Raw genomic sequence first — 20,997 nt, 5'->3', positions numbered from 1 at the left:
GTTACTGCACGGCGCTGGGGTTATCCAGGCTGTCGGAACCCTCAATGCTGATATCACCGGAGCCAACGATTTTTACTGCTTTCTCCAGAGACTGGGTTTGCGCTACCAGTCCGTCAACGAATGTCTGTACCAGTTTATTACCGCTGTCATTGTTGGCCGCAATCAGCACGTCAAAGGTGTGACCTTTGCCTGCCGCGTCCACCATGGCCTGTGCTGCGTTCTGGGTGGTGTCCAGCTTGCCGCGCAGTTCAGTATCCAGCGCGGGATCAGCTGCTTTGATCAGATCAGACAAGCTGGGGCCCTTGACGGTGTTGCCATCGACGCGTGTGTACTCGCCCAGATAAACGTTCTGAATGCCTTTGGCATCATAGAAATGTGACCAGTGGGTGTTGTCGGAGAAGCAATCATGCTCTTCTTCAGGATCGTGCAGCATCAGACCCAGCTTGGTACGCTCTCCCGCCAGTTCGCCGTAAGACAGGGAACCCATGCCGGTCAGAATGGTTGCCAGACCGTCTTTGTCACCTTTGGCCAGTAGTGCCTTACGTGCATCGCCATCCGCTTTCCAGCTATTGGCCATGTCCTGCAGATCATCAATCAGCAGCTCTGTTGCCGCCTGCAGATACTGCGCACGGCGGTCACAATGGCCTCCGGTGCAGTTCTTGGTGTCAAAGTCGGTGGCAGGGCGGTTTCCTGCACCGGGATTGGTGCCGTTGAGGTCTTGCCCCCACAGCAGGAATTCAATGGCGTGGTAGCCGGTTGCGACGTTAGCTTCTACTTCTTCTGCTTCATGAAGCTTCTGTAGCAGTGCCTTATCGATAGTTGTGGCATCCAGTTCTTCACCGTTGAGTTGCAGTTTCGCATTGGCGATAACGTTGGCCGTGTAGAGTGGATTTTCATCGGAATCGGCACCGTAACTGTCCGTGGCAACATAGTCGATCAGGCCTTCATCCAATGGCCAGGCGTTGACCCTGCCTTCCCAGTCATCCACTAGAGAGTTACCGAAACGGTATACCTCTGTCTGCTGATAGGGTACACGAGCGGCAATCCAGGCATCGCGTGCGGCTTTGAGATGGGTGTCGGTTGGTTCGCCAATTAGTTTGCTGATGCTGACCTGCAGGGCCTGAGCAGTATGGAGGCTGTCTTCGTAACCTGCCTGAGCAATATCTGCGTAGGTTTTTAATACGTCATTGGCCTGTGGGGCTGCGAATCCATGGACAGGCATCAGTGCCGTGATGCCTGCTGCCAGTACAGCAAGGGTTGGCTTAAACATGGGGAACTCTCTTCTTCACTGTCCAAATGTGAGAGTAGAGTCTATTGGCAATGCAAATCGTTATCAATCAATTTGAGTCATGATTCTTGCTGTATTTGCACTTTGTTTATCATATTTGCGCAATCTGACAGGGGCGTCATTTACGCTGCAATGACTGCCTGAGGCGCAGATAGTTGGGCATCGGGCCAATGTCTTCATAGATCGGCTCACCTTCTTCCTCACGAATAACGCGTGGGCCGGGAATATAGGGCATGCTGGCTTCCAGTGCCTGCAGGGCCGAGTGTATCAGGTCGCGGGCAATCTGCTCCCCTGGCAGGCCATAGAGTTTGGCGAGGGCATCAATACGCTCCAGATCATCCTGATAGATGGAAAACGAAAATGGGGTTTGTCTGATATGTTGATCGGCTTGTTCTTGCCACTGTTGCAGTAACTGGCTGAAGTCCTGTTTCGACATGATGTGCTCCTGGCCTGAGTGACGTTGAATAGCTTACATCTCTGGATGTAGGTGCCTGAGCAGGTGAAATCAAGCGCATTCAGCCAATGTGATTTTGCTATATTGGCGGGCAGATATTGATGTCGAGAGGTCAAAGCAATGGCAGTAGTGCGGATATTTGTAGGTACGGTATTTGGGAACGCTCAGCAGGTGGCAGAGCACGCCATGAAGTTGTTTACTCAAGCGGGGCATGATGCGCAGATAGCCATTCCTGAACAGGCTGAGTTCATCGCAGAGGGTGTGGATCTGCTGCTGATCTGTACCTCGACCACAGGGCAAGGGGATATTCCCGATGATCTTGTGCCGCTATTTGTTGGTCTGCGCGATACGTTGCCACAGCTGCCTGGCCGAAAAGCTGCAGTTGTCGGCCTCGGCGATAGCTCCTACGACAATTTCGCTGGCGGTGGTCGTCAATTTATTGCCCTGTTTGAAGAGATGGGGCTACCACTGGCGCAGGCACCGCTGATCATTGATGCCTGTGAAGACAGTGATCCCGTTGCAGCCAGTCGTGACTGGTTGACTGAGTTGGCAGGGAAGCTCTGACCTTATTCGCTTCGCGGCTCGCTGCCATGTAACGGTGGGTGAATCGTCCTGAAGGTAAGGTTGATCCGCGATTGCTGGTGGCGTGCGCTTCTGGGTACGGCATGCTGCCAGTCTCTCTGGCTGTTGCCATGCATGATCAACAGACTGCCGTGTGCCAGTTCCCATGTGTGGGCCATTCTGCTCTCCCCCTTACGACGTAAAGCAAAACGCCGTGGTTCTCCAAGACTGATGCTGGCAATGACTGGAGTTGGCCCCAGTTCTGCTTCGTCATCACTGTGCCAGCCCATAGTGTCCTTACCGTCACGATAGTAATTCAGTAGCACCGAGTTGAATCGCAATGGCGGCAACTCCGCTCCGATATCCAGAGGAGTGTCGGTAAATGCAGCGTTAAGCAGAGCGACGGCGGGATGCCAGGGCAAAGGAGTCTGTACCAGACCCGAGTAGGTGTAGCTAGTGTCCGGGTTTCCCATCCATGCCTGTAATCGCGGGATGGGGTGCCATTGGCCGTATACTCTTACACTTGGCTGACTCCAGAACGTTTCCTGCAGTAGTTGAGACAGTAATTCATCAGCCCACTGAGGTGACAAAAAGTCAGGTATGTAGAGGAATCCTTCTGGCAGTGCAGGGGGGATGCCTGTTTCAAGCAAGGGCAGCTGCAAGTTCGGGGATGACATTGATGTGATTACTAGAGTGCGGAACAGTGTTGGCCGTAATGACCGTGGCTCGTTGCTGCAGTTGCTTGAAAGCATCGTCAGCAAAGACACCATGGATACCCAGGCAGTAGGGACGTCGTTCCAGAGGAATCTGCACCAGTGTTTGCATCATGGTCTGGCCACTGGAAATGATATCGTCGATAACCACTGGGGTATATCCGGGATAGTCATCAAGATTCAGGTCTGAAATGCGCACATCGCGATCACCAAAACGCTCTTTCAGCAATACCAGATGAGGCGCCTGAAGTGCCTCTGCGACGGGGGCTACCCACTGAAGGCTCTCCGCATCAGGGCCAACGATCAAAGGCCGACTGACGTGCTCCCTGATCCAGCGGGCAATGGCCGGAGCGGCTGGAACAACCTGAGTCTGGCAGCGATAGATCTGATCGAGGCTGTCATAGCGATGCAAGTGAGGATCTACGGTTACCAGACGATCAATAAAAGCAGACAGAAGGTCAGCGAATATATCAGCAGTGACAGCTTCACCCGGTTTAAAGCAGTGATCCTGGCGCATATAGCACAAGTACGGTGTCGCCAGAATAACTTCGCTGGCGCCCAGCAACTTGCAAGTACGGGCTACAAATAGCAGGGGGAGGAGTTTTTGCTCTGGCTCGAACAGATTACAGAAGAGGATGACCCGTCGCGCAGTGACATCGGTCAGCAGGCGTAAATAGTGTTCTTGGTCGGGGAACTGCCGCTGGTCAATCTGACCGGTTTCGGCATTCAGCAGCGTTGACAGTTGGTCTGCCTGAGTGCTGTCACTATATAGGTTGAAGAGGACTGGCTGCATAGGGCCTGAGCTCCTTGTACCGAAAAGAGCATGTTGTACCTTGGGCTGGGAGGGACGGCAGCGAACTTGACGTAAAAGACTGATCTGCTTTGGCGTTCAATTAAAAAACATCAAATTCGTTTGTTCGGTGTCCACTTGCGCAGATGGCAACACGATCCTGAGGGTGTCTGAGTTGTTGTTGCTTGCTAAGGCGCGTACTAGACGGCCTCCATAGTGCAGTAACCATACAACAGTTCTGGTTTTATACAACTTTCACTTTGTCACCCGTTTTCTGCAGAGTGCTTACATTGATACTGCACATAGTGGGCGGATCTGCAGCACTGGCAACGCTGAGATAGAGCGAGAGCGGAAAGAGGAATCATGATGAGTACACAACAACAGGACACGAAAGAAGACCAGCCAGCGCTGTGTGATATCAGTTGTGAGGCATGCCGGGCAGATGCACCTCAGGCAACAGCAGAAGAACGTGTTCAGTTTATGACTGAGTTACCTGACTGGCAGATACGAACGGAGCAAGGTATCGATCAGCTGGTACGTAGCTACTCTTTCAAGAACTTCCGTACCGCACTGGCATTTACCAATGCGGTAGGGGAACTGGCAGAAGGAGAGGGGCATCATCCGGCCATTTTGACCGAATGGGGCCGGGTGGAGGTCTGCTGGTGGACGCACAAAATTAAGGGCCTACATCACAATGATTTCATCTGTGCGGCCAAGACAGATGAGGTCTGGAAAGGGCTTCAATAAGGTCAGATATGGCTTCCCCTAGTGTGAGCGACTGTTATCGTCTTGTCCGACGGGAGCTGTAAAAAACATATCTTCTTCGTATTCCAGAGCGGTCAGATCGGGTTCAGCGGGTACTGCATAGGATTCATCTGCCCAGGCACCCAGGTCAATGAGTTTGCAGCGCTCGGAACAGAAAGGGCGAAACGGGTTTTCGTTGCTCCACTCGATGTCTTTTGCGCAGGTAGGGCAGGGGTATTTCATTGTCATTTCCTGAAGACGGCAGCTCCTTCTTTGGGGAAGCAAGCTGACCACCGTATGTTTTAAGCGGTTGGGCTGAAGCGTTTCATGCTAGCAAAGATAGCCGGGAGGAAAAACAGTGCTTCGTGGCTCAATGTATCAAGGGCGAATGCTGGCCATCAGCAACGTATGGACTCTTGCAACCTCAAGTTGCAACTGCTGCAGATCACCCGCGTTATCAATAATGTAGTCGGCATGCTCCAAACGGCGGTGCCGTGGCCACTGTTTTGACATCACCGCTTTAATCTGATCGTGCGTATTGATGTCTCGCTGGCTGGCACGCTGAACCTGCATTGCCTCGGGTACATCCACTACAATGGTCTGCTGTACCAGTTGTGCTTGTCCTGACTCAAATAGCAACGGGCTTACTAGCAGAACATAGGGAGACTGGGCTTGAGCAAGGCGTTCAACGGTGAGCTGGCGAATCAGTGGGTGAAGCAAGCCTTCGAGCCACAGTCGCTCCTGATCATCCGCAAAGATATGCTGGCGCAGCCAGGTTCGGTTGAGTGAACCATCGCTGTTCAGTACTGTCGGGCCAAAATGCTCAGCTATGTGCTGCAAAGCAGGCTGACCGGGCATCACAACTTCTCGCGCGAGCACGTCTGCGTCTACAGTCTCAATACCCCGTTGTTCAAACAGTGTTGCTGTCGCACTTTTTCCACTGCCGATGCCACCTGTAAGACCGATAGGTATGCTAGCAGGTTGAGCAATATTGATAGCCACTTAGATACTTATCCAGACAGGAAGCCAGGGCTGGAGCACAATCATAATCCAGCCGGCGATGACGAGTGCCGGACCAAAGGGGAACTGATCACCAGCCTGAATGCGGCCAGTCAGGCGCAGAAACAGTGCAATCAATAACCCGGTACATGCGGAGATCAGCAGTAGCCAAGGTAAGCACAGAGCGCCACCCCAGGCACCAAGTGCTGCCAGCAGCTTGAAATCGCCGTAGCCGAAGCCTTCCTTGCCGGTGAGGAGCTTGAATATCCAGAACAATATCCAAAGCACCAGATAGCCCCAGACTGCTCCCCAGATCGCCTGCTCGATACTTATGTGTTGGGTTAGTAAGTTAAACAGCAGGCCTACCCATAACAGCGGTAAGGTAATGTCATCAGGTAATAGTTTATGTTCAGCATCAATGAAGAAAAGCACTAGCAGGGCTGAGGAAAATAGCATTAATCCCAGTGATATTTCAGTTGGGCCATAAAGCCAAAACACCAATACCCAGACAAATGCATGAAATGCTTCGACGAGAGGATAGCGAATTGAGATGGCTGTACTGCAAGAAGCACACTTTCCTTTGAGTAAAAAAAATCCCATTAATGGAATATTATGCCACCACTTTATTGGCGCCTTGCAGTTAGGGCATGTAGAAGCTGGTAGTAATAAATTGAAGTTAGGTTTTTCATCCTGAGGTAACTCAAGAAAAGACTGGCATTGTAGTCGCCAGTCGTTATTCAGCATTATTGGTAGTCGATAAATCACGACATTGATGAAGCTGCCAAAGATTGAGCCAAATATAAAAAGGAAAATAATTTGTATGACAAGAGGGAGTTCTATAAATAAAGCTAGCATTGTTGGATGATACCTTAACCAATGACCGATCCCAGTTTGAAAATAGGTAAGTACATGGCAATGATTAAACCACCAACAAGTATTCCTAGAACACACATAATAAATGGTTCTAGGAGTGCTGTAAGAGAATCGACGGCGTTATCAACGGCTGTTTCGTAAAAAATAGCCAACTTATCTAACATTGTCTCTAGGGAGCCAGCATCCTCACCAATTCCAATCATCTGAATAACCATATTTGGAAATATACCCGTCATTATTAATGAGGTTCGAAGGTTTTGGCCGCCTGACACGGAGCGTTTTGCTTGTAGTATGGCACGCTCATAGAAAATATTACCAGAAGCCCCTGCGGCAGAGCTCAATGCATCTACCAAAGGAACCCCAGAAGCATATGTGGTACATAACGTTCTAGCAAATCGAGCTAAGGCTGCTTGATGAAGAATGTTACCAATGACTGGAACTTTGAGACTGGTTAGCTGTAGCTTATGTCTAAAATTTTCACTGGATTGATGTGCTCGTTTCAACAATATTCCCGATATGAACAGTATTCCTGCCACAGCCCACCACCACTGCTGCAGTGCTCGCGAAAGATTGACAACGAATTGAGTAAATACTGGTAGGTCGGCACCAAAGCCTTTAAAAAGGCTTTCAAATTGTGGCACAACCTTAATAAGAAGAATGGCAGTTACTATGATTGCAACAACGATAACTGCTATAGGATAGGTAAGCGCCTTCTTGATTTTTGCTTTTAGTGCTTCTGTCTTTTCCTTGTAGCTAGCCAACCGATCAAGCATATGGTCAATAGTACCAGACTGCTCTCCCACCATAACCAGCTGGCAAAAAAGAGGGTCAAAGTATTTTGGGTGTTTGCGTAATGCGACCGAAAGTAAATTTCCTCCAGCCACACTGTCGCGAATATTTTCTATTAGGTCCTTCATTTTTAGTTTTTCCATTCCTTGAGCAGATATGTCAAAGGATTGGACGAGAGGAACACCCGATTGCATCATGGTCGCCATTTGGCGAGTAAAAAACGTGAGATCCTGAGAGTTAATAGATGCATTTTTCTTAAAGTTGCCAAATTCAAGCTTTTTGGCAACCTTCTTGACTTTGACTTGTTGTTCTGTAAGGAGTTGCTTGGCGTGTTGTGGTGAGTCAGCAATAATTTCGCCTTTTACTTTCTCGTTGTAGCGATCAATGCCACTCCAACTGTAGGTAAATTGTTTTTTTTCTACCACTTTTTTGCGTCTTTGTGTCGCTACCGCCATAGGTTATTCCTTGATTACTCGGTTTAGCTCTTCCAGGCTGGTCATACCCGACAATACTTTCTTGATACCTGACTGGCGAAGATCACTCATTCCTTCTTCTTTGGCAACTGCGGCGATATCTAATGAGTTACCGTTATGCATGATGACTTCCTGAATGCGGGGCGACACTTTTAGCACTTCATAGATACCGACTCGTCCTTTATAACCCTGATGGCAGCGCGTGCAGCCTACAGGTTTAAATATGGTTGCGGTTGATATTTGTTCTTCAGAAAAACCCGCATCTCTGAGAATTTCAGCCGGTATCTCTTCTATAACCTTGCAGCTGGTGCATAAGCGGCGAGCAAGACGCTGAGCGATAATCAGGCTCACTGACGTGGCAATGTTATAAACAGGAACCCCCATATTCTGCATTCGGGTAAGCGTTTCAGGGGCGCTGTTGGTATGAAGCGTTGATAATACTAGGTGGCCTGTTTGTGCGGCCTTGATGGCAATCTCCGCCGTCTCCAGGTCACGAATCTCGCCCACCATCACCACGTCGGGGTCCTGACGCAAAAATGAGCGTAGGGCTTCAGCAAAGTTCAGGCCGACCTTGGTATTGATATGGACCTGGTTGATGCCCTCAATATTGATCTCCACTGGGTCTTCTGCGGTAGAGATATTCCGCTCAGTGGTATTAAGAATATTCAGGCCGGTATAAAGAGAGACAGTTTTACCACTACCGGTGGGGCCTGTAACCAGAATCATCCCCTGAGGCTGGTTTAACGCTTCCAGATACATGGCTTTCTGGTCTGGATCGTATCCTAGCGCGTCTATACCCAACTGAGCACTGGACGGGTCCAAAATACGCAGTACAACCTTTTCACCCCAGAGGGTCGGCAAGGTGTTGACCCTGAAGTCGATTGCCCGAGTACGTGAAATTTTGAGTTTAATTCGACCGTCTTGGGGTAGTCGTCTCTCCGAAATGTCCAGATGCGACATAACCTTCAGTCGAGCAGAGATGCGATTCCCCAGTGATGCTGGCGGGCGGCTGACTTCATGTAAGACGCCATCGGTACGGCAGCGTACCCGATAAATTTTCTCGTAAGGCTCGAAGTGGATATCAGATGAGCCGCGTTTTATGGCATCCAGCAGTATCTTGTTAACGAACTTGACAACAGGGGCGTCGTCAGACGTCATCGCAGTAAGGTCAAGCATATTGAGCTGAGGCAGCTCATCAATAACTTCCAGCTTCTCTAATTGTGAGTCATCAAACCCTGCTAAGGCATCGCTGGCGGAGTCAAACAGGGTTTCGATGGCATGAGCCAGCTTGCCTGCTTCGACAAGGATTGGCTCCACACTCATGTTGCTGGAGAATTTGAACTCACTTATGGCTTGAGCTTGTGTCGGGTCACAGAAGCCAACAAACAACTTTTTGCCTCGGACAAACAACGGCAATCCGTAGTGCTTCTGGATGACTTTGTCTTTCACAAGATCTTTCGGCCAAACATCCCGATCCATCTTGCTTAAATCAATCACAGGTACACTGAAGGCTTGCGATATCACTTCTGCCAGAGCGCGTTCATCGACGCCCAGTTTCTCGACTAGGTAGAGTGGAAGTGGCTGCTGTTGCTGGTTAGCACCCTTTGCGGCCTCTTTCGCTTGTGCTTCTGTAATTAATCCAGCTTTTACCAGTTGGCCAACCAGGCCTACTGGCTGAAAGGGGATCCCCATCATTCCCTGCATGTCACTTGACCTGTACTACATTTCGCTATGTGGGTTTTATAACCTGAGAGCCAAGTATAGCCTAGTGCTCTTCATTATCTTTACCCATCGTTGATCAACAAATCTTTGTCATTTTTTGACTTTTGTGTCATTTGTTTCTTTCTGCGCGTGTGGTGCTGTTGCTTTAGGGTAAGGTCAGTGGCCTGTCGGTAAAGGGGGTGAAAGGTGCTTGAACATGGTGGTTTTTTTGATAAAGATGTCTCGCACAGTCTGGGTTATTGGTTCTACAATGATGCAGATTGAAACATACTATCCGGGAGAATATGGACATGAAAATGGGTAACAAAGCTCAGGCGGGCTTTACATTGATCGAACTGATGATTGTTGTCGCAATCATCGGTATTTTGGCGGCGATTGCGATTCCTCAATATCAAAACTATGTGGCAAAGTCACAGGCATCTCGTGTAATGGATGAGGCTGGCTCTCTGAAAACAGCTGTCGAGTCATGTATTTTGGATGGACGCACAACTATTGGAACAGCGGCAGGTCAATGTGATCCTGGGGCAACGGGTTCAACATTGTTAACTGGTGCGACTCAAGGGACAGCAGTGTTACCTGCAGGTACTGGCGTTCCTCAAGTCGCTATTACAGCTGCAACAGGTGCGGCTACTATCACCGCTACTTTGGGCGGTAGTGCTACGTCTCAACTGTCTGGCGATACTTTGGTATGGTCACGTGATACTACTGGCACGTGGACCTGTACTTCAAGTATAGATGTTCAGTGGCGTCCAACAGGGTGTACCGCCAATAATCCGTAATCGAATGTTCAAAACTCCGCGGTTTCCGCGGAGTTTTTTATCTTATGCTTAACTTTTCTTTGTATAGATCCAGAAAGGGTGAACGTCACTTTTTTCCATTAGATTGGTTTGCGCGTAATGCAAAATGGCTGGTCTTTAATCGAGTTGATGATTGTCCTTGCCATCATTGGTGTATTGGCTGGCTTGGCATTGCCAGCTTATCAAGATTATTCGTCGCGAGCTCAGCTTGCGCGTGCTGTTCATGAAGTGTCAGAGTTGAAGCATTCCGTAGAGGTGCTTGTAAACGATGGTGTTGTGCCTAGCACCTCATCCTCTCTAGGGTTCACTGGTTCGTCCTTGTTTGAGGAGGTGGGCTCAAATGGGGTATCTATAATTGTTGACGGAGATGTTGTAAGTTTGGTCGCAACCATGGGAGCAGGAAGTAATTATGCAATAAGGGGGGTCAAGGTGTTTCTAACTCGTGACTCCAACGGAACTTGGCTCTGCATTTTTGATACTACTGCTAGCCATAACTGGAAGTCAGAGTATCTTCCCAGCTCATGTAGTCTGATGTGAAGCGTTAATAAAGTTAAAAAAAGTGAGAAGTTTTTGGTTATCGACCTCCACTCCCACACTACTCGCTCAGATGGCCACCTCTCTCCTGAAGTTTTGCTTTCGGTTGCGGCAGACCGTGGTGTTTCCGCTTTGGCTATCACCGATCATGACATGCCCTTTTTCCCCTCAATGGTAAAACACTCTACGGTACAGGTGATTGCGGGTACAGAGCTGTCCTGTGTCTGGAGCAAGCAGACTATCCATGTCGTTGGTCTTAATATGACAGTGCCTGAGCCTATATCAGACCACTGTTGTGAGATTCAGCAAGCGCGTGTGCGACGCGCGGAGGAAATTGCCAGACGTCTGGAGAAGTTAGGCATGGCAGGGGCTCTGGCAGGGGCTCGTGAAGAGAGTGGCAGTAATCAGTTAGGTCGTCCGCATTTTGCCCGCTGGATGGTGAAGCAGGGGCATGTGAAGGATATGCGTGCTGCTTTCAAACGTTATCTGGGGGCGGGGAAGATAGGTGACATCAAGTCCGAGTGGCCCTCGCTGGCCAAAGCGGTCGAAGTGATAGTGGAGTCTGGTGGTATTCCCGTGTTGGCGCACCCCAAACAGTATCAAATGACCAATACCAAGTTAAAGGCGCTGATCACTGACTTTGCTGCTGCTGGTGGGAAAGCCTTGGAAGTATGTAATGGCTTTCAGCCGCGAGATCAGGTGGAGTATTTAGCCAGACTGACGCAGGATGCTGATTTGCTTGCGTCGGCAGGAAGTGACTTTCATGGTCCGGAAGCGCCTTACCATTTTCCTGGGGGATATACCGCATTGCCAGGCAATGTGCGCCCTGTATGGAGCCTCTGGGAATAGCTTTGTCTGGTTGTGCTATGCTTTAAGGCACTTGTCGCAGTGGACTTTGTTATGAGCCAGTTTTTTCAGATTCACCCGGAGAACCCACAGGTTCGTCTTATTCGCCAGGCTGTTGAAATCATAAAGGCAGGCGGTGTGGTCGCTTATCCCACTGATTGTGCTTATGCTTTGGGATGCCATATTGGTGATAAGGACGCAGTTGAGCGAATCAGACGTATCCGCCAGCTGGATGAAAAACATAACTTTACTCTCATTTGTCGTGACTTATCCGAATTGGCGACCTACGCGAAAGTGGATAACCATCATTTTCGCTTGTTGAAAGCGCATACCCCAGGGGCTTACACCTTTATTCTTGATGCCACTCGTGAGGTGCCAAAGCGTCTGATTCATCCCAAACGGAAAACAATCGGAATTCGAGTGCCCAACAACCCGATAACACTGGCATTGCTGGCAGAGCTGAATGAACCTTTGATGAGTGTGTCGCTCATTTTGCCTGGCGATGATCAGCCTATGACCGACCCTTACGATATACGTCAGACCCTTGAACATCAGCTGGATCTGGTAATAGATGGCGGGTATGCCGGTATGGAGGCCAGTACCGTAGTGGCTTTGACCGATGAGGGAGTGGAAGTCATCCGCGTAGGTGCAGGAGACCCTTCACCGTTTATGGGCAGTTAAGCACGCTACTGGAGAATACACCTCAGCAAGTGAGGGCTTGCTGAGGTAAATAATGACAAAAACTAAGAACGTATTAGCCGTTGTCGACTCGGCCAGAACGTTTGCCAGCGCGAGCTCCGGGACGCTTCACTTGCTTGCGTTGCTGACGCTCGTAGGCGACCTGCTGCTGAGCTGTTTTCTGTGGCACTCGTTTCACCGGTAGGCCAGCCATTTCATAGACTACATTGGCGTCTTTTTGCCCTAGTTCTTCCCACGATCCCGCCTTCAGGCGGCTGGGCAGGAATATATGACCGTAGCGGACGCGTTTCAGCCGGCTGACTTTTACGCCCTGTGACTCCCACAGGCGGCGAACTTCCCGGTTACGACCTTCCATCAGTACGCAATGGTACCAGCGGTTGATGCCCTGGCCGTCGAAAAATCGCACGTCGGTAAAGCGTGCTGGACCATCCTCAAGCATTACCCCGTCTTTGAGACGTTTAATCATGTCATCGTCGACTTCACCCATGATGCGTACCGCGTATTCGCGATCCAGCTCAGTTGAAGGGTGCATCAACTTGTTCGCCAGTTCCCCGTCGGTAGTGAATAACAACAATCCAGAGGTGTTTAAGTCCAGACGGCCGACGGCGATCCAGCGTTCCCCTTTTACTCGAGGCAAGCGGGTAAATACGGTAGGGCGTCCTTCAGGATCAACGCGGCTAACCAGTTCGCCTTCAGGCTTGTTATAAATCAGAACGCGAGTGCTGCGTTCATCAAGCTGATCCAGACGTACCACCTGGCCGTCGAAGGCAATGACTTCCGCACCGGTAACACGGTCACCTAAGGTGGCAATTTGACCATTGACCGTCACGCGGCCTTCTACAATGGCCTTTTCAAGCTCGCGGCGAGAGCCCAGACCTGCACGGGCTAATACTTTCTGTAGTTTTTCGTCTTGCATGATGTACTCCGATGGTAGCGCCTCACGGCGGGGAAAGGCCTTTGCGCTTGGGCAAGGGCGCGAGAGTATAGTCTAGCCCAGGGACAGGATAAAGAGGTGATGCTGGCTGGTGCCAGCATCAAGGTGTTTTAAGGGTGTGAGCGGTTATTGTCCGCTGGTGATGCCTGTCCATACTCGGGTCATCACACGCTGGAGTTTGGCATCCTTGGTTTTGTATACGTAAAGGTTTTTCTTAACTTCTGCTGGTGGGTAGATGCTTGGGTCATCCAGAATGTCTTTATTTACATACTGGTCTGCCGCTGCATTCGGGTTGGCATACCAGACGTAGTTGGTGACGTCCGCAATCACTTTGGGTTCCATCAAGTAATTCAGGAATTTGTGTGCCAGTTCAGGATGGGCAGAGTCTTTGGGAATGGCGAAGGAGTCGATCCAGAGCTGAGCGCCTTCCTTTGGAATGCTGTAGGCGATCTTGACGCCGTTTTTGGCTTCTTCAGCACGTGAAGCCGCCTGCAGAATGTCACCCGAGTAGCCAATTGCGGCGCAGATATCACCGTTGGCAAGGTCGTTAATGTACTGGGATGAGTGGAAGTAGCGGATATAAGGACGGATAGACTCCAGCAGCGGTTTAGCCGCTTTCTCATAGTCGTCCGCGTTAGTGCTGTTCGGTGGTTTGCCAAGATAGGCAAGTACAGATGGGATGATGTCGGTTGGTGAGTCGAGGAAGGCTACGCCACAATCTGCCAGCTTGCTGATGTATTCGGGTTTGAACAGCAAGTCCCATGAGCCTACAGGTGCATCGTCACCAAGGCGTTTCTTGATGGCGTCGACGTTATAGCCTATGCCTGTGGTACCCCACATATAGGGGACGCCATATTTGTTATCCGGATCAAAGGACGCCATTTCTTTCAGCAGAGACGGGTCGAGATTTTTCCAGTTGGGGAGTTTTGATTTGTCCAGAGGCTGAAATGCCCCAACACTGATCTGACGCGACAGAAATGCACCGGTTGGTACCACCAGATCGTAGCCTGTTTTACCAGAGAGTACCTTGGCTTCCAGCATTTCATTGCTATCAAAAACATCATATACAACCTTGATGCCGGTCTCTTTCTCGAAGTTACTCAGCGTGTCTTCTGCAATATAGTCAGACCAGTTGTAAATATGCAGGGTTTTGGCGTCATCCGCATGAGCTGTGGCTGCGGTTGCAAGTGCCAGAGCGGCAAGTGTCAATCTCGGAAATTTTGTCATCTTGTATCGTATCCAGAGGTTAGAAAACTTAAGCCGATACAGGCTCCATCAAGAGTGCGCTGTACGGCATGCAATGATGCATTGCTGGAGCGTTTCGATAACTCGTGCTTCTTTGATAACTAAGCTTCTATAAAGCTTACCCATGAATCCCAAGCAGAAATCGGGCCATGGTGAGTAGAGGGCTTATATATTCACGCTGGTCTATGTCACTGATAGAAGAGAAAGTGATCAGACCTGATAGAAAGGTAGCAGTGGTTACCTTTGGTGCCAAATACTTTCACCACGATGCATTATCTATCCTTGATGTGCAAATGGGCGGTTATGAGTTCGGATGCTCTCTGCCAAAGGGGCATCCGACTCATGGTGAATAGGGGGTAAAAGGAAGCGTTTTAATTGGTGGGATGACTGTGGGTCTGGATGAACTGTTTGATGCGAGGGCCAACTTCTGAGCGGAAGCGACGGCCATTGAATATTCCATAATGACCGACATCTTTCTGGATGTAGTGAAGCTTTTTATCAGCACTTAATCCCGAGCACAGTTCCTGTGCCGCTTTGGTCTGGCCTTGACCCGTGATGTCATCGAGCTCCCCTTCAATGGTCATCAAGGCCGTTTTCTTGATTGCAGACAGATCAATACGTTCGCCACGATAGTCAATCAATTTACGTGGCATCTGATGCTCAATAAACACCTTGTGCAGCGTTTCCAGATAGAAGTCGGCGGGTAAGTCCATCACGGCGAGATATTCGTTGTAGAACTTGCGGTGTGCCTCGGCGCTGTCACCGTCACCCTGGATCAGGTCGTTAAAGAACTTGAAATGCTTCTGCACATGCAGATCAGGGTTCATCATCATAAAACCAGACAGTTGGATGAAGCCTGGATATACCCGTTGGCCCGCGCCTGCATACATTTCAGGGACGGTACAAATGACTTTATTTTCAAACCACTCTACATCTTTGTTTGAGGCGTAATCGTTTACCTCTGTGGGGCTGATACGAGTATCAACAGGGCCCCCCATCAGGGTGAGTGTCAGGGGTTGATAGCTGGACTGGCTCATGGCCAGCCATCCGCAGGCGACCAGGACGGGGACGCTGGGCTGGCAAACGGCGATGACGTTGACATCCGGCCCCAGGTATTTGATGAACTCGATGACATAGCTGACGTAGTCATCAAAGCTGAAGCCGCCTTCCGACAGGGGGACATCTCTGGCATTGATCCAGTCGGTGATATACACCTCATGATCAGGCAGAAAGTGCTCAACTGTGCCGCGTAGTAGTGTGGAGTAGTGCCCGGACATGGGGGCAACCAGCAGCACCTTGGGATGGTTGAAGTGTCCGAAGCGACGGAAGTGGATCAGATCGCAGAAGGGTTTGGCCAGCGTCACTTCTTCTCTGACCAGAACCGGCTGACCATCTATTTCGGTCCCTACCAGTTCAAACTCTGGCTTTTCATAGTTGTTAGTGCATCGCTCGATAAGTTCCATGCTGGCTAGCATAGTGCGCCCGGCAGGATGCATGGGGAGGGTGCTCCAGGGCAATGACAGTTGTTTGCGAATTGCCTGGGCCCAAAGGTGCAAGGGTTGCAGAGCTTGTTGAGTGTGGGCGTGCATTTCATAAAGCATAGATTGGCTCCGCTGGTATGCATCCCTGAATAAATCTACTGGGCGACCGTGTCCAGATATCAGTTCCACTTATTGACTACGACAGCATGGGAGCCCTTTTGATGGCAAAAGGCTGCAAACCAGCTGAGGCTTCCATTGTGACTTCGTCTTACGCAATTCTGGCCAGTAATGAAGCAGCAGAAGTGCGAGTTATTACATCTCTATACGCTGCTTGTCTTTGACCGGCAACACTACATTAGTGGCGTCCTGAGCTCAGGCGTTACTGAGCGTCAAACAATCCTAGCTAGCCGTCTTTGGAAAATGGCTGTTCTCACTTATCTGGTGTGATCAGTCTTGGTTGTGCGATGCACAAAGAATAAGTGTAGCCGGTCAGGAAGGCAATTGCTGCTCAAAATTGCGCCAGTTTCGCGAATGATCTGGCTTGAAAGTGTCAGTGGGGAGTATCGGTTCGAAACCGCCTGAAGTTCGATTTTGTGTCGTCAAATCGTCATCGATGCTTCTTAAGGTGTTGCTATCTGAGCATAGCAGGAGCCGTTCGCCATGCTGAACATTGAGCAGGTCATCACCAACAAGTATCCCGCATTCCAGCAACGTGCGCCGTTGGTTAGGCACTCGACTCTAAGCCTGCTGCGTGGACTGATCCATGAAAACGAGATTAATCGTTTTCTCGATCAGTATCAGGGGCTTCAGGGTTTCGAGTTTCTTGACAAGGTGCTGGAGTATTTCAACTTCAGTTACCGTATCAGTCATCAGGATCGCAGCAACATACCGGCGACAGGGCGTGTCGTCATCGTTTCCAACCATCCGCTTGGCTCTCTGGATGGCTTGGCATTGCTGCAGATGGTGGGCAGTGTACGTCGTGATGTGCGTATTGTAGCGAATGACTTGCTCGGTCATTTGACCCCACTTCAGTCGCTTTTCTTGCCCATCGACAATATGGCGAACCAGGGCCATAAGCGAAGCATTCAGCGTATAGTTCAGTCGCTGATGCGCGATGAGGCCGTCATTGTATTCCCTGCCGGAGAAGTCTCCAGAGCAAGTTTTACCGGGATCAAAGACGGTAAATGGCAGTCAGGGTTTTTGCTGTTTGCCAGGAAGGCTAATGCGCCTATCCTGCCTGTTCATGTGCAGGGTAAAAACTCGATGCTGTTTTACGGGCTATCGATGGCGTACAAGCCTTTCTCCACCTTGATGCTCGCCAATGAGATGTTCAAGCAGCGTAACAAGGTGCTGTCGGTGAAAGTAGGCAAGCCGATCCCCTTTCAGCAGATAGATCAGCTACCCGTCAACAACAACACCAAGGCAAAGATGTTGAAGAAACACATCTATCGCCTGGGTCGAAACGGCAAGCCGTTATTCGTCACGGAAAATACTATTGCGCATCCTCAGGATCGTCAGGCTCTGAAAAAGGAACTGGTTGAGGCTGAGTGTCTGGGAAGTACGCAGGACGGCAAGCGGATCTATCTGTTCAGCTATCGACCTGACTCCATTGTGATGAAAGAGATTGGCCGCTTGCGTGAGCTGGCGTTCCGTCAGGTGGGGGAGGGGACGGGGCAGCGTCTGGATGTCGATAAGTATGATCGCTACTACCGGCATCTTATTCTATGGGATGAAGAAGCGCTGGAGATCGCCGGGGCGTATCGTTTGGGAGAGGTCGCCAAGATTGCGGAACAGGGGCAGGAGATCTATTCAGCTGAATTGTTCCGCTACCGGCCGGATATGCAGCCATTTTTCGAGCAGGGAATTGAGTTGGGGCGTAGTTTTGTGCAGCCACGCTATTGGGGGCGTCGCAGTCTGGACTACCTCTGGCAGGGGATTGGTGCGTATCTCAAATGCCACCCTGAAATCCGCTATCTGTTTGGTCCGGTGAGTTTGAGTAACAGTTATCCCGCCGCTGCCAAGTACTTGCTGGTGACATTTTATCGGATGTACTTCCCTGATCGCGATCATCTTGCAATAGCCAATGCTCCCTTTGTTATTCCCGAGGCAGATCAACGGTTGCTGGATACGGTGTTTGTGGGTAGTGACTACGACACGGATTTCACTGAGTTAAAAGAGCGTCTGGCTCACTACGGTGTGACGGTGCCCACTTTGTACAAGCAGTATTCGGAGGTGTGCGAGCCCGGAGGCGTACGCTTTTTGGATTTCGGAGTGGATCCAGACTTTGGCTACTGCGTTGATGGCCTGGTGCTGGTGGACTTGCATCGATTGACGGCCAAAAAGCGCGAACGGTACCTAGGCTAAGTTGCCTATGGCGCTGCTGGCTGGATTGCTCAGTGGGAGCCAGGGCTATTTCTGTTCGAGGGTATGACGGAGGCCTCTGTGAGAGGTCTCCGTGTTTTGGTCTCTATCACGTGTTGTGAGGAGTTCGATGTTCTGTAGTGCTCTGGTTAGTCTTCATAATCCTGCTTGATACGCCACTTGTTCTCTTCATCTGCTATCCGCTTCAGTTGGTCTTCCAGCTGCTCTTTTTGCTCCAGAATGACTTTCTCCTGCACGGCCTTCAATTGCTCCAGACGTTGAGTGATAGTTCGAATGCGCTCGTCCATGTTGCAGTATTTACTTAGTTGCTGGTAACCACTGAGGCATTGGGCTAGTGCTGTTTTGGCTGCCTTCCAGTTGCCACGCTGGTCATACTGTTGAGCTGTAAGCCATGCGATATCCAAGGATATTTGTCGGGAGGTCAGTTTCAGGTGCTGGATGTAATGTTGTGCTTGCTGATGGTTGAACAGACGTTGTTCATATAATGACTTGACCAGCTGGCTGAGTTGGCTCAATTGACGCTTGATCAATACTGCCTGCTTCTCTGAGTAGAGAATCGGAGCTGGCTCGTCACCAGTACTTTGCTGTTTCGACTCTTCTAGTTCGGCGCGTAATTCTCCTAACAAGGAGTCTGGCAGCGGGTCTTTGGCATCGAGTGATTTGAGTTCATGCAGTCTTGCTATCAACAGCTGCAGTAGGGCATTACGAAGCGGGGTGGGCACATATCCTTCAGGCGTCTGTTGCAGGTTGGTATGGACATGGCGAACCTGATCTTTGATTGCGATAACGCGCTGACGCTTTTTGGCCCGATTGTTTTCAACAGACTGCCCAATCATGGCCATGATGATCAAGGCAACCACTCCAAGCACAATGATGATGGCGATTTGCGTTGCGGTCATTGCAATCTCAGGCCCTTTATAACAATTCGGTCAGGTATCGGTAGATTTGACATCTATATAGATAGAGCGAGGTGCTCGTTCTGAATGTTACTTCTATCTATATAGTGCGTTATAAGGGCAGGGTTCCAGTACGTCTGCCGCCGTGTCGCATTCAGTCTGCTCACAGGCTAACGTGCATTTGCGTCGGCCAATCACATACTTAGGCAAAACTTACATTAATAGGATGACAGATAACAGTCTTCGCCTTCATTTAATAAGTAGTGGTGAGGACGGTTGTCACGGGGCAGTGCTTCGTCTGTGCTCACTGCTCTTTATTTATAGATCCATGAATTGCTTAGTAAAAATGAAGCAGGAAAAGCTTGACCGAAATGAGGGGTGTGAGTAGTATACGCGCCCGCAGCAGTCGTACAGTGCACTCGGTGAGAATGTTAAGTATGAGCTGATGCAGGCCGCGTCCCATTCGTCTAGTGGCCTAGGACACCGCCCTTTCACGGCGGTAACAGGGGTTCGAACCCCCTATGGGACGCCACGCGGGAATAGCTCAGTTGGTAGAGCACGACCTTGCCAAGGTCGGGGTCGCGAGTTCGAGTCTCGTTTCCCGCTCCACTTACTACTCCAAGGAGTGAAGTGGCTAAAGAATGTTATGTGTCCCATTCGTCTAGTGGCCTAGGACACCGCCCTTTCACGGCGGTAACAGGGGTTCGAACCCCCTATGGGACGCCACGCGGGAATAGCTCAGTTGGTAGAGCACGACCTTGCCAAGGTCGGGGTCGCGAGTTCGAGTCTCGTTTCCCGCTCCACTTACCACTCTAAGGAGTGAAGTGGCTAAAGAATGTTATGTGTCCCATTCGTCTAGTGGCCTAGGACACCGCCCTTTCACGGCGGTAACAGGGGTTCGAACCCCCTATGGGACGCCACGCGGGAATAGCTCAGTTGGTAGAGCACGACCTTGCCAAGGTCGGGGTCGCGAGTTCGAGTCTCGTTTCCCGCTCCACTTACCACTCTAAGGAGTGAAGTGGCTAAAGAATGTTATGTGTCCCATTCGTCTAGTGGCCTAGGACACCGCCCTTTCACGGCGGTAACAGGGGTTCGAACCCCCTATGGGACGCCACGCGGGAATAGCTCAGTTGGTAGAGCACGACCTTGCCAAGGTCGGGGTCGCGAGTTCGAGTCTCGTTTCCCGCTCCATTTCTTGTCTTGTCTCATTTCTCTTCTCATCAGCGTCAGCATCACAGATTTGTGGTGTTATTCCATTTGATTTCCTGTAATTCTTCCTACTCCTGACTGATCAGTATCTTGGCTTTTCCTGAAGGCTGAGCTCGATTAGGCGAGGCTCAGCCGTGCAGGCTTATCAGTGCGTCGTTTTCCCAAAGCGATCTTTTAACGCTTCATAATCAAAATGTAAGCCCTGTTGTTCAGCCTGAAAGCGCAACTCTTCAATGTTCTGGTAGAATTCGATTTCTTCGTCATCGAGAAAATGCAGGCAGTCGCCGCCGAAAAACCAAAACAGGTCGCGACTCGCCAAATGAGTATGCTGAGGATAAAGGCGAACAAGCTGATTAATGACGTCTTGCCCTTCTGCATACCAATCGCCACTGTGTGTCGACATACTTTCAATCAAATGCTGGAAGTTTTCTAAAAATAATTCGTCAGTCTCGCTGATGTGTTCAGGAGCGAATTCTGGCAGTGCTTCCAGCTTATTGAGGCTTTCTAGCAGCTGATCCAGATGATACTCAAACCATTGTTGATCATTCATGTAGTGGATTCCTTTGAG

General features: G+C 50.2%; 21 protein-coding genes and 8 tRNA genes. 15 read left to right on the top strand and 14 right to left on the bottom strand.

Going from position 1 to position 20,997, the window contains the following annotated elements; genetic code table 11:
• Nucleotide 1: 1 nt before the first annotated feature.
• Together QCD60_RS28175 and QCD60_RS28170 are read right to left on the bottom strand one after the other, a co-directional pair.
• Complete coding sequence (locus QCD60_RS28175; RefSeq protein ID WP_279791086.1) at nucleotides 2-1,222, bottom strand: imelysin family protein; 1,221 nt, start codon at nucleotides 1,220-1,222, stop codon at nucleotides 2-4.
• 184 nt (nucleotides 1,223-1,406) lie between these two features.
• Nucleotides 1,407-1,724: a hypothetical protein gene (locus QCD60_RS28170; RefSeq protein ID WP_279790518.1), complete on the bottom strand. Its 318-nt coding sequence runs from the start codon at nucleotides 1,722-1,724 to the stop codon at nucleotides 1,407-1,409.
• Nucleotides 1,725-1,862: 138 nt separating this feature from the next.
• Here QCD60_RS28170 and QCD60_RS28165 point away from each other — a divergent pair, with 138 nt between their 5' ends.
• Nucleotides 1,863-2,306 (top strand): flavodoxin domain-containing protein, encoded by a 444-nt coding sequence (locus QCD60_RS28165; RefSeq protein ID WP_279790516.1) that lies wholly within the window; start codon nucleotides 1,863-1,865, stop codon nucleotides 2,304-2,306.
• A gap of 2 nt (nucleotides 2,307-2,308) precedes the next feature.
• On the opposite strand, the gene QCD60_RS28160 is transcribed toward QCD60_RS28165, so the two are convergent.
• Nucleotides 2,309-2,980: an alpha-ketoglutarate-dependent dioxygenase AlkB gene (locus QCD60_RS28160; protein ID WP_279790515.1), complete on the bottom strand. Its 672-nt coding sequence runs from the start codon at nucleotides 2,978-2,980 to the stop codon at nucleotides 2,309-2,311.
• Nucleotides 2,946-3,809 (bottom strand): ribose-phosphate diphosphokinase, encoded by an 864-nt coding sequence (locus QCD60_RS28155; RefSeq protein WP_279790513.1) that lies wholly within the window; start codon nucleotides 3,807-3,809, stop codon nucleotides 2,946-2,948. The genes QCD60_RS28160 and QCD60_RS28155 overlap by 35 nt, the downstream gene beginning before the upstream one ends.
• Nucleotides 3,810-4,172: 363 nt before the next feature.
• Between QCD60_RS28155 and QCD60_RS28150 the strand changes: the two genes are divergently transcribed.
• Nucleotides 4,173-4,553 (top strand): 4a-hydroxytetrahydrobiopterin dehydratase, encoded by a 381-nt coding sequence (locus QCD60_RS28150; protein WP_279791084.1) that lies wholly within the window; start codon nucleotides 4,173-4,175, stop codon nucleotides 4,551-4,553.
• Nucleotides 4,554-4,571: 18 nt separating this feature from the next.
• On the opposite strand, the gene yacG is transcribed toward QCD60_RS28150, so the two are convergent.
• The 5 genes from yacG to pilB form a co-directional block, all read right to left on the bottom strand.
• Nucleotides 4,572-4,799: a DNA gyrase inhibitor YacG gene (gene yacG, locus QCD60_RS28145; RefSeq protein ID WP_279790511.1), complete on the bottom strand. Its 228-nt coding sequence runs from the start codon at nucleotides 4,797-4,799 to the stop codon at nucleotides 4,572-4,574.
• A gap of 129 nt (nucleotides 4,800-4,928) precedes the next feature.
• The gene (gene coaE / locus QCD60_RS28140; protein ID WP_279790509.1) at nucleotides 4,929-5,552 is read right to left on the bottom strand and encodes a dephospho-CoA kinase; all 624 of its coding nucleotides are present in this window, start codon (nucleotides 5,550-5,552) and stop codon (nucleotides 4,929-4,931) included.
• Nucleotides 5,553-6,404 (bottom strand): A24 family peptidase, encoded by an 852-nt coding sequence (locus QCD60_RS28135; protein ID WP_279790507.1) that lies wholly within the window; start codon nucleotides 6,402-6,404, stop codon nucleotides 5,553-5,555.
• Between the two features lie 14 nt (nucleotides 6,405-6,418).
• Entirely contained in the window at nucleotides 6,419-7,666 is a 1,248-nt protein-coding gene (locus QCD60_RS28130; RefSeq protein WP_279790505.1) for a type II secretion system F family protein, read from the bottom strand.
• 3 nt (nucleotides 7,667-7,669) lie between these two features.
• Nucleotides 7,670-9,379: a type IV-A pilus assembly ATPase PilB gene (gene pilB, locus QCD60_RS28125; RefSeq protein WP_279791082.1), complete on the bottom strand. Its 1,710-nt coding sequence runs from the start codon at nucleotides 9,377-9,379 to the stop codon at nucleotides 7,670-7,672.
• 317 nt (nucleotides 9,380-9,696) lie between these two features.
• Here pilB and QCD60_RS28120 point away from each other — a divergent pair, with 317 nt between their 5' ends.
• From QCD60_RS28120 to QCD60_RS28105, 4 genes are all read left to right on the top strand, one after another.
• Nucleotides 9,697-10,185, top strand: coding sequence for a pilin (locus QCD60_RS28120; protein ID WP_347950277.1), 489 nt, complete (start codon nucleotides 9,697-9,699; stop codon nucleotides 10,183-10,185).
• A 117-nt stretch (nucleotides 10,186-10,302) separates the two neighbouring features.
• On the top strand, nucleotides 10,303-10,740 hold the full coding sequence (locus tag QCD60_RS28115; RefSeq protein WP_279790503.1) for a pilin: 438 nt from the start codon (nucleotides 10,303-10,305) through the stop codon (nucleotides 10,738-10,740).
• A 312-nt stretch (nucleotides 10,741-11,052) separates the two neighbouring features.
• The gene (locus QCD60_RS28110) at nucleotides 11,053-11,586 is read left to right on the top strand and encodes a hypothetical protein (RefSeq protein ID WP_347950276.1); all 534 of its coding nucleotides are present in this window, start codon (nucleotides 11,053-11,055) and stop codon (nucleotides 11,584-11,586) included.
• A 51-nt stretch (nucleotides 11,587-11,637) separates the two neighbouring features.
• Entirely contained in the window at nucleotides 11,638-12,264 is a 627-nt protein-coding gene (locus QCD60_RS28105) for an L-threonylcarbamoyladenylate synthase (protein WP_104155603.1), read from the top strand.
• A gap of 73 nt (nucleotides 12,265-12,337) precedes the next feature.
• Here the strand turns inward: QCD60_RS28105 and rluB are convergent, their stop codons facing one another.
• From rluB to phaZ, 3 genes are all read right to left on the bottom strand, one after another.
• Nucleotides 12,338-13,198 (bottom strand): 23S rRNA pseudouridine(2605) synthase RluB, encoded by an 861-nt coding sequence (rluB, locus tag QCD60_RS28100; protein ID WP_279790494.1) that lies wholly within the window; start codon nucleotides 13,196-13,198, stop codon nucleotides 12,338-12,340.
• Nucleotides 13,199-13,342: 144 nt separating this feature from the next.
• Nucleotides 13,343-14,443 carry an extracellular solute-binding protein gene (locus tag QCD60_RS28095; protein WP_279790492.1) on the bottom strand — a complete coding sequence of 367 codons (1,101 nt, stop codon included), beginning with the start codon at nucleotides 14,441-14,443 and terminating at the stop codon, nucleotides 13,343-13,345.
• 389 nt (nucleotides 14,444-14,832) lie between these two features.
• Nucleotides 14,833-16,062 carry a polyhydroxyalkanoate depolymerase gene (gene phaZ / locus QCD60_RS28090; RefSeq protein WP_104155600.1) on the bottom strand — a complete coding sequence of 410 codons (1,230 nt, stop codon included), beginning with the start codon at nucleotides 16,060-16,062 and terminating at the stop codon, nucleotides 14,833-14,835.
• 540 nt (nucleotides 16,063-16,602) lie between these two features.
• Here phaZ and QCD60_RS28085 point away from each other — a divergent pair.
• A complete protein-coding gene (locus QCD60_RS28085; RefSeq protein WP_279790488.1) occupies nucleotides 16,603-18,306 on the top strand; it encodes a lysophospholipid acyltransferase family protein in 1,704 nt (567 codons plus the stop codon).
• A 146-nt stretch (nucleotides 18,307-18,452) separates the two neighbouring features.
• On the opposite strand, the gene QCD60_RS28080 is transcribed toward QCD60_RS28085, so the two are convergent.
• The gene (locus tag QCD60_RS28080; protein WP_279790486.1) at nucleotides 18,453-19,223 is read right to left on the bottom strand and encodes a hypothetical protein; all 771 of its coding nucleotides are present in this window, start codon (nucleotides 19,221-19,223) and stop codon (nucleotides 18,453-18,455) included.
• A gap of 453 nt (nucleotides 19,224-19,676) precedes the next feature.
• On the opposite strand from QCD60_RS28080, the gene QCD60_RS28075 reads away from it, so the two are divergent.
• The 8 genes from QCD60_RS28075 (at nucleotide 19,677) to QCD60_RS28040 (ending at nucleotide 20,411) form a co-directional block, all read left to right on the top strand.
• A tRNA-Glu gene (locus tag QCD60_RS28075) sits at nucleotides 19,677-19,752 on the top strand.
• 1 nt (nucleotide 19,753) lies between these two features.
• Nucleotides 19,754-19,829, top strand: a tRNA-Gly gene (locus QCD60_RS28070).
• A gap of 41 nt (nucleotides 19,830-19,870) precedes the next feature.
• A tRNA-Glu gene (locus QCD60_RS28065) sits at nucleotides 19,871-19,946 on the top strand.
• Between the two features lies 1 nt (nucleotide 19,947).
• Nucleotides 19,948-20,023 (top strand) — tRNA-Gly (locus QCD60_RS28060).
• Nucleotides 20,024-20,064: 41 nt separating this feature from the next.
• Nucleotides 20,065-20,140: transfer RNA gene (locus tag QCD60_RS28055), tRNA-Glu, on the top strand.
• 1 nt (nucleotide 20,141) lies between these two features.
• Nucleotides 20,142-20,217 (top strand) — tRNA-Gly (locus QCD60_RS28050).
• Between the two features lie 41 nt (nucleotides 20,218-20,258).
• Nucleotides 20,259-20,334, top strand: a tRNA-Glu gene (locus QCD60_RS28045).
• A gap of 1 nt (nucleotide 20,335) precedes the next feature.
• A tRNA-Gly gene (locus tag QCD60_RS28040) sits at nucleotides 20,336-20,411 on the top strand.
• A gap of 163 nt (nucleotides 20,412-20,574) precedes the next feature.
• Here the strand turns inward: QCD60_RS28040 and QCD60_RS28035 are convergent.
• Nucleotides 20,575-20,979: a PA2817 family protein gene (locus QCD60_RS28035; RefSeq protein ID WP_279790484.1), complete on the bottom strand. Its 405-nt coding sequence runs from the start codon at nucleotides 20,977-20,979 to the stop codon at nucleotides 20,575-20,577.
• Nucleotides 20,980-20,997 lie beyond the last annotated feature (18 nt).

This window comes from Pokkaliibacter sp. MBI-7, from assembly GCF_029846635.1.
In the GTDB taxonomy this organism is placed as follows: Bacteria; Pseudomonadota; Gammaproteobacteria; order Pseudomonadales; family Balneatricaceae; genus Pokkaliibacter.
This window is presented reverse-complemented; position numbering and strand designations above follow the sequence as displayed.

What these genes read in the sequence shown, in the direction of transcription:
- QCD60_RS28175 (WP_279791086.1), bottom strand. Translation starts at nt 1,222, where the DNA reads ATGCCTGTCCATGGATTCGCAGCCCCACAGGCCAATGACGTATTAAAA.
- QCD60_RS28170 (WP_279790518.1), bottom strand. Translation starts at nt 1,724, where the DNA reads ATGTCGAAACAGGACTTCAGCCAGTTACTGCAACAGTGGCAAGAACAA.
- QCD60_RS28165 (WP_279790516.1), top strand. Translation starts at nt 1,863, where the DNA reads ATGGCAGTAGTGCGGATATTTGTAGGTACGGTATTTGGGAACGCTCAG.
- QCD60_RS28160 (WP_279790515.1), bottom strand. Translation starts at nt 2,980, where the DNA reads ATGTCATCCCCGAACTTGCAGCTGCCCTTGCTTGAAACAGGCATCCCC.
- QCD60_RS28155 (WP_279790513.1), bottom strand. Translation starts at nt 3,809, where the DNA reads ATGCAGCCAGTCCTCTTCAACCTATATAGTGACAGCACTCAGGCAGAC.
- QCD60_RS28150 (WP_279791084.1), top strand. Translation starts at nt 4,173, where the DNA reads ATGAGTACACAACAACAGGACACGAAAGAAGACCAGCCAGCGCTGTGT.
- yacG (WP_279790511.1), bottom strand. Translation starts at nt 4,799, where the DNA reads ATGACAATGAAATACCCCTGCCCTACCTGCGCAAAAGACATCGAGTGG.
- QCD60_RS28135 (WP_279790507.1), bottom strand. Translation starts at nt 6,404, where the DNA reads ATGCTAGCTTTATTTATAGAACTCCCTCTTGTCATACAAATTATTTTC.
- QCD60_RS28130 (WP_279790505.1), bottom strand. Translation starts at nt 7,666, where the DNA reads ATGGCGGTAGCGACACAAAGACGCAAAAAAGTGGTAGAAAAAAAACAA.
- pilB (WP_279791082.1), bottom strand. Translation starts at nt 9,379, where the DNA reads ATGATGGGGATCCCCTTTCAGCCAGTAGGCCTGGTTGGCCAACTGGTA.
- QCD60_RS28120 (WP_347950277.1), top strand. Translation starts at nt 9,697, where the DNA reads ATGAAAATGGGTAACAAAGCTCAGGCGGGCTTTACATTGATCGAACTG.
- QCD60_RS28115 (WP_279790503.1), top strand. Translation starts at nt 10,303, where the DNA reads ATGCAAAATGGCTGGTCTTTAATCGAGTTGATGATTGTCCTTGCCATC.
- QCD60_RS28105 (WP_104155603.1), top strand. Translation starts at nt 11,638, where the DNA reads ATGAGCCAGTTTTTTCAGATTCACCCGGAGAACCCACAGGTTCGTCTT.
- rluB (WP_279790494.1), bottom strand. Translation starts at nt 13,198, where the DNA reads ATGCAAGACGAAAAACTACAGAAAGTATTAGCCCGTGCAGGTCTGGGC.
- QCD60_RS28095 (WP_279790492.1), bottom strand. Translation starts at nt 14,443, where the DNA reads ATGACAAAATTTCCGAGATTGACACTTGCCGCTCTGGCACTTGCAACC.
- phaZ (WP_104155600.1), bottom strand. Translation starts at nt 16,062, where the DNA reads ATGCTTTATGAAATGCACGCCCACACTCAACAAGCTCTGCAACCCTTG.
- QCD60_RS28085 (WP_279790488.1), top strand. Translation starts at nt 16,603, where the DNA reads ATGCTGAACATTGAGCAGGTCATCACCAACAAGTATCCCGCATTCCAG.
- QCD60_RS28080 (WP_279790486.1), bottom strand. Translation starts at nt 19,223, where the DNA reads ATGACCGCAACGCAAATCGCCATCATCATTGTGCTTGGAGTGGTTGCC.
- QCD60_RS28035 (WP_279790484.1), bottom strand. Translation starts at nt 20,979, where the DNA reads ATGAATGATCAACAATGGTTTGAGTATCATCTGGATCAGCTGCTAGAA.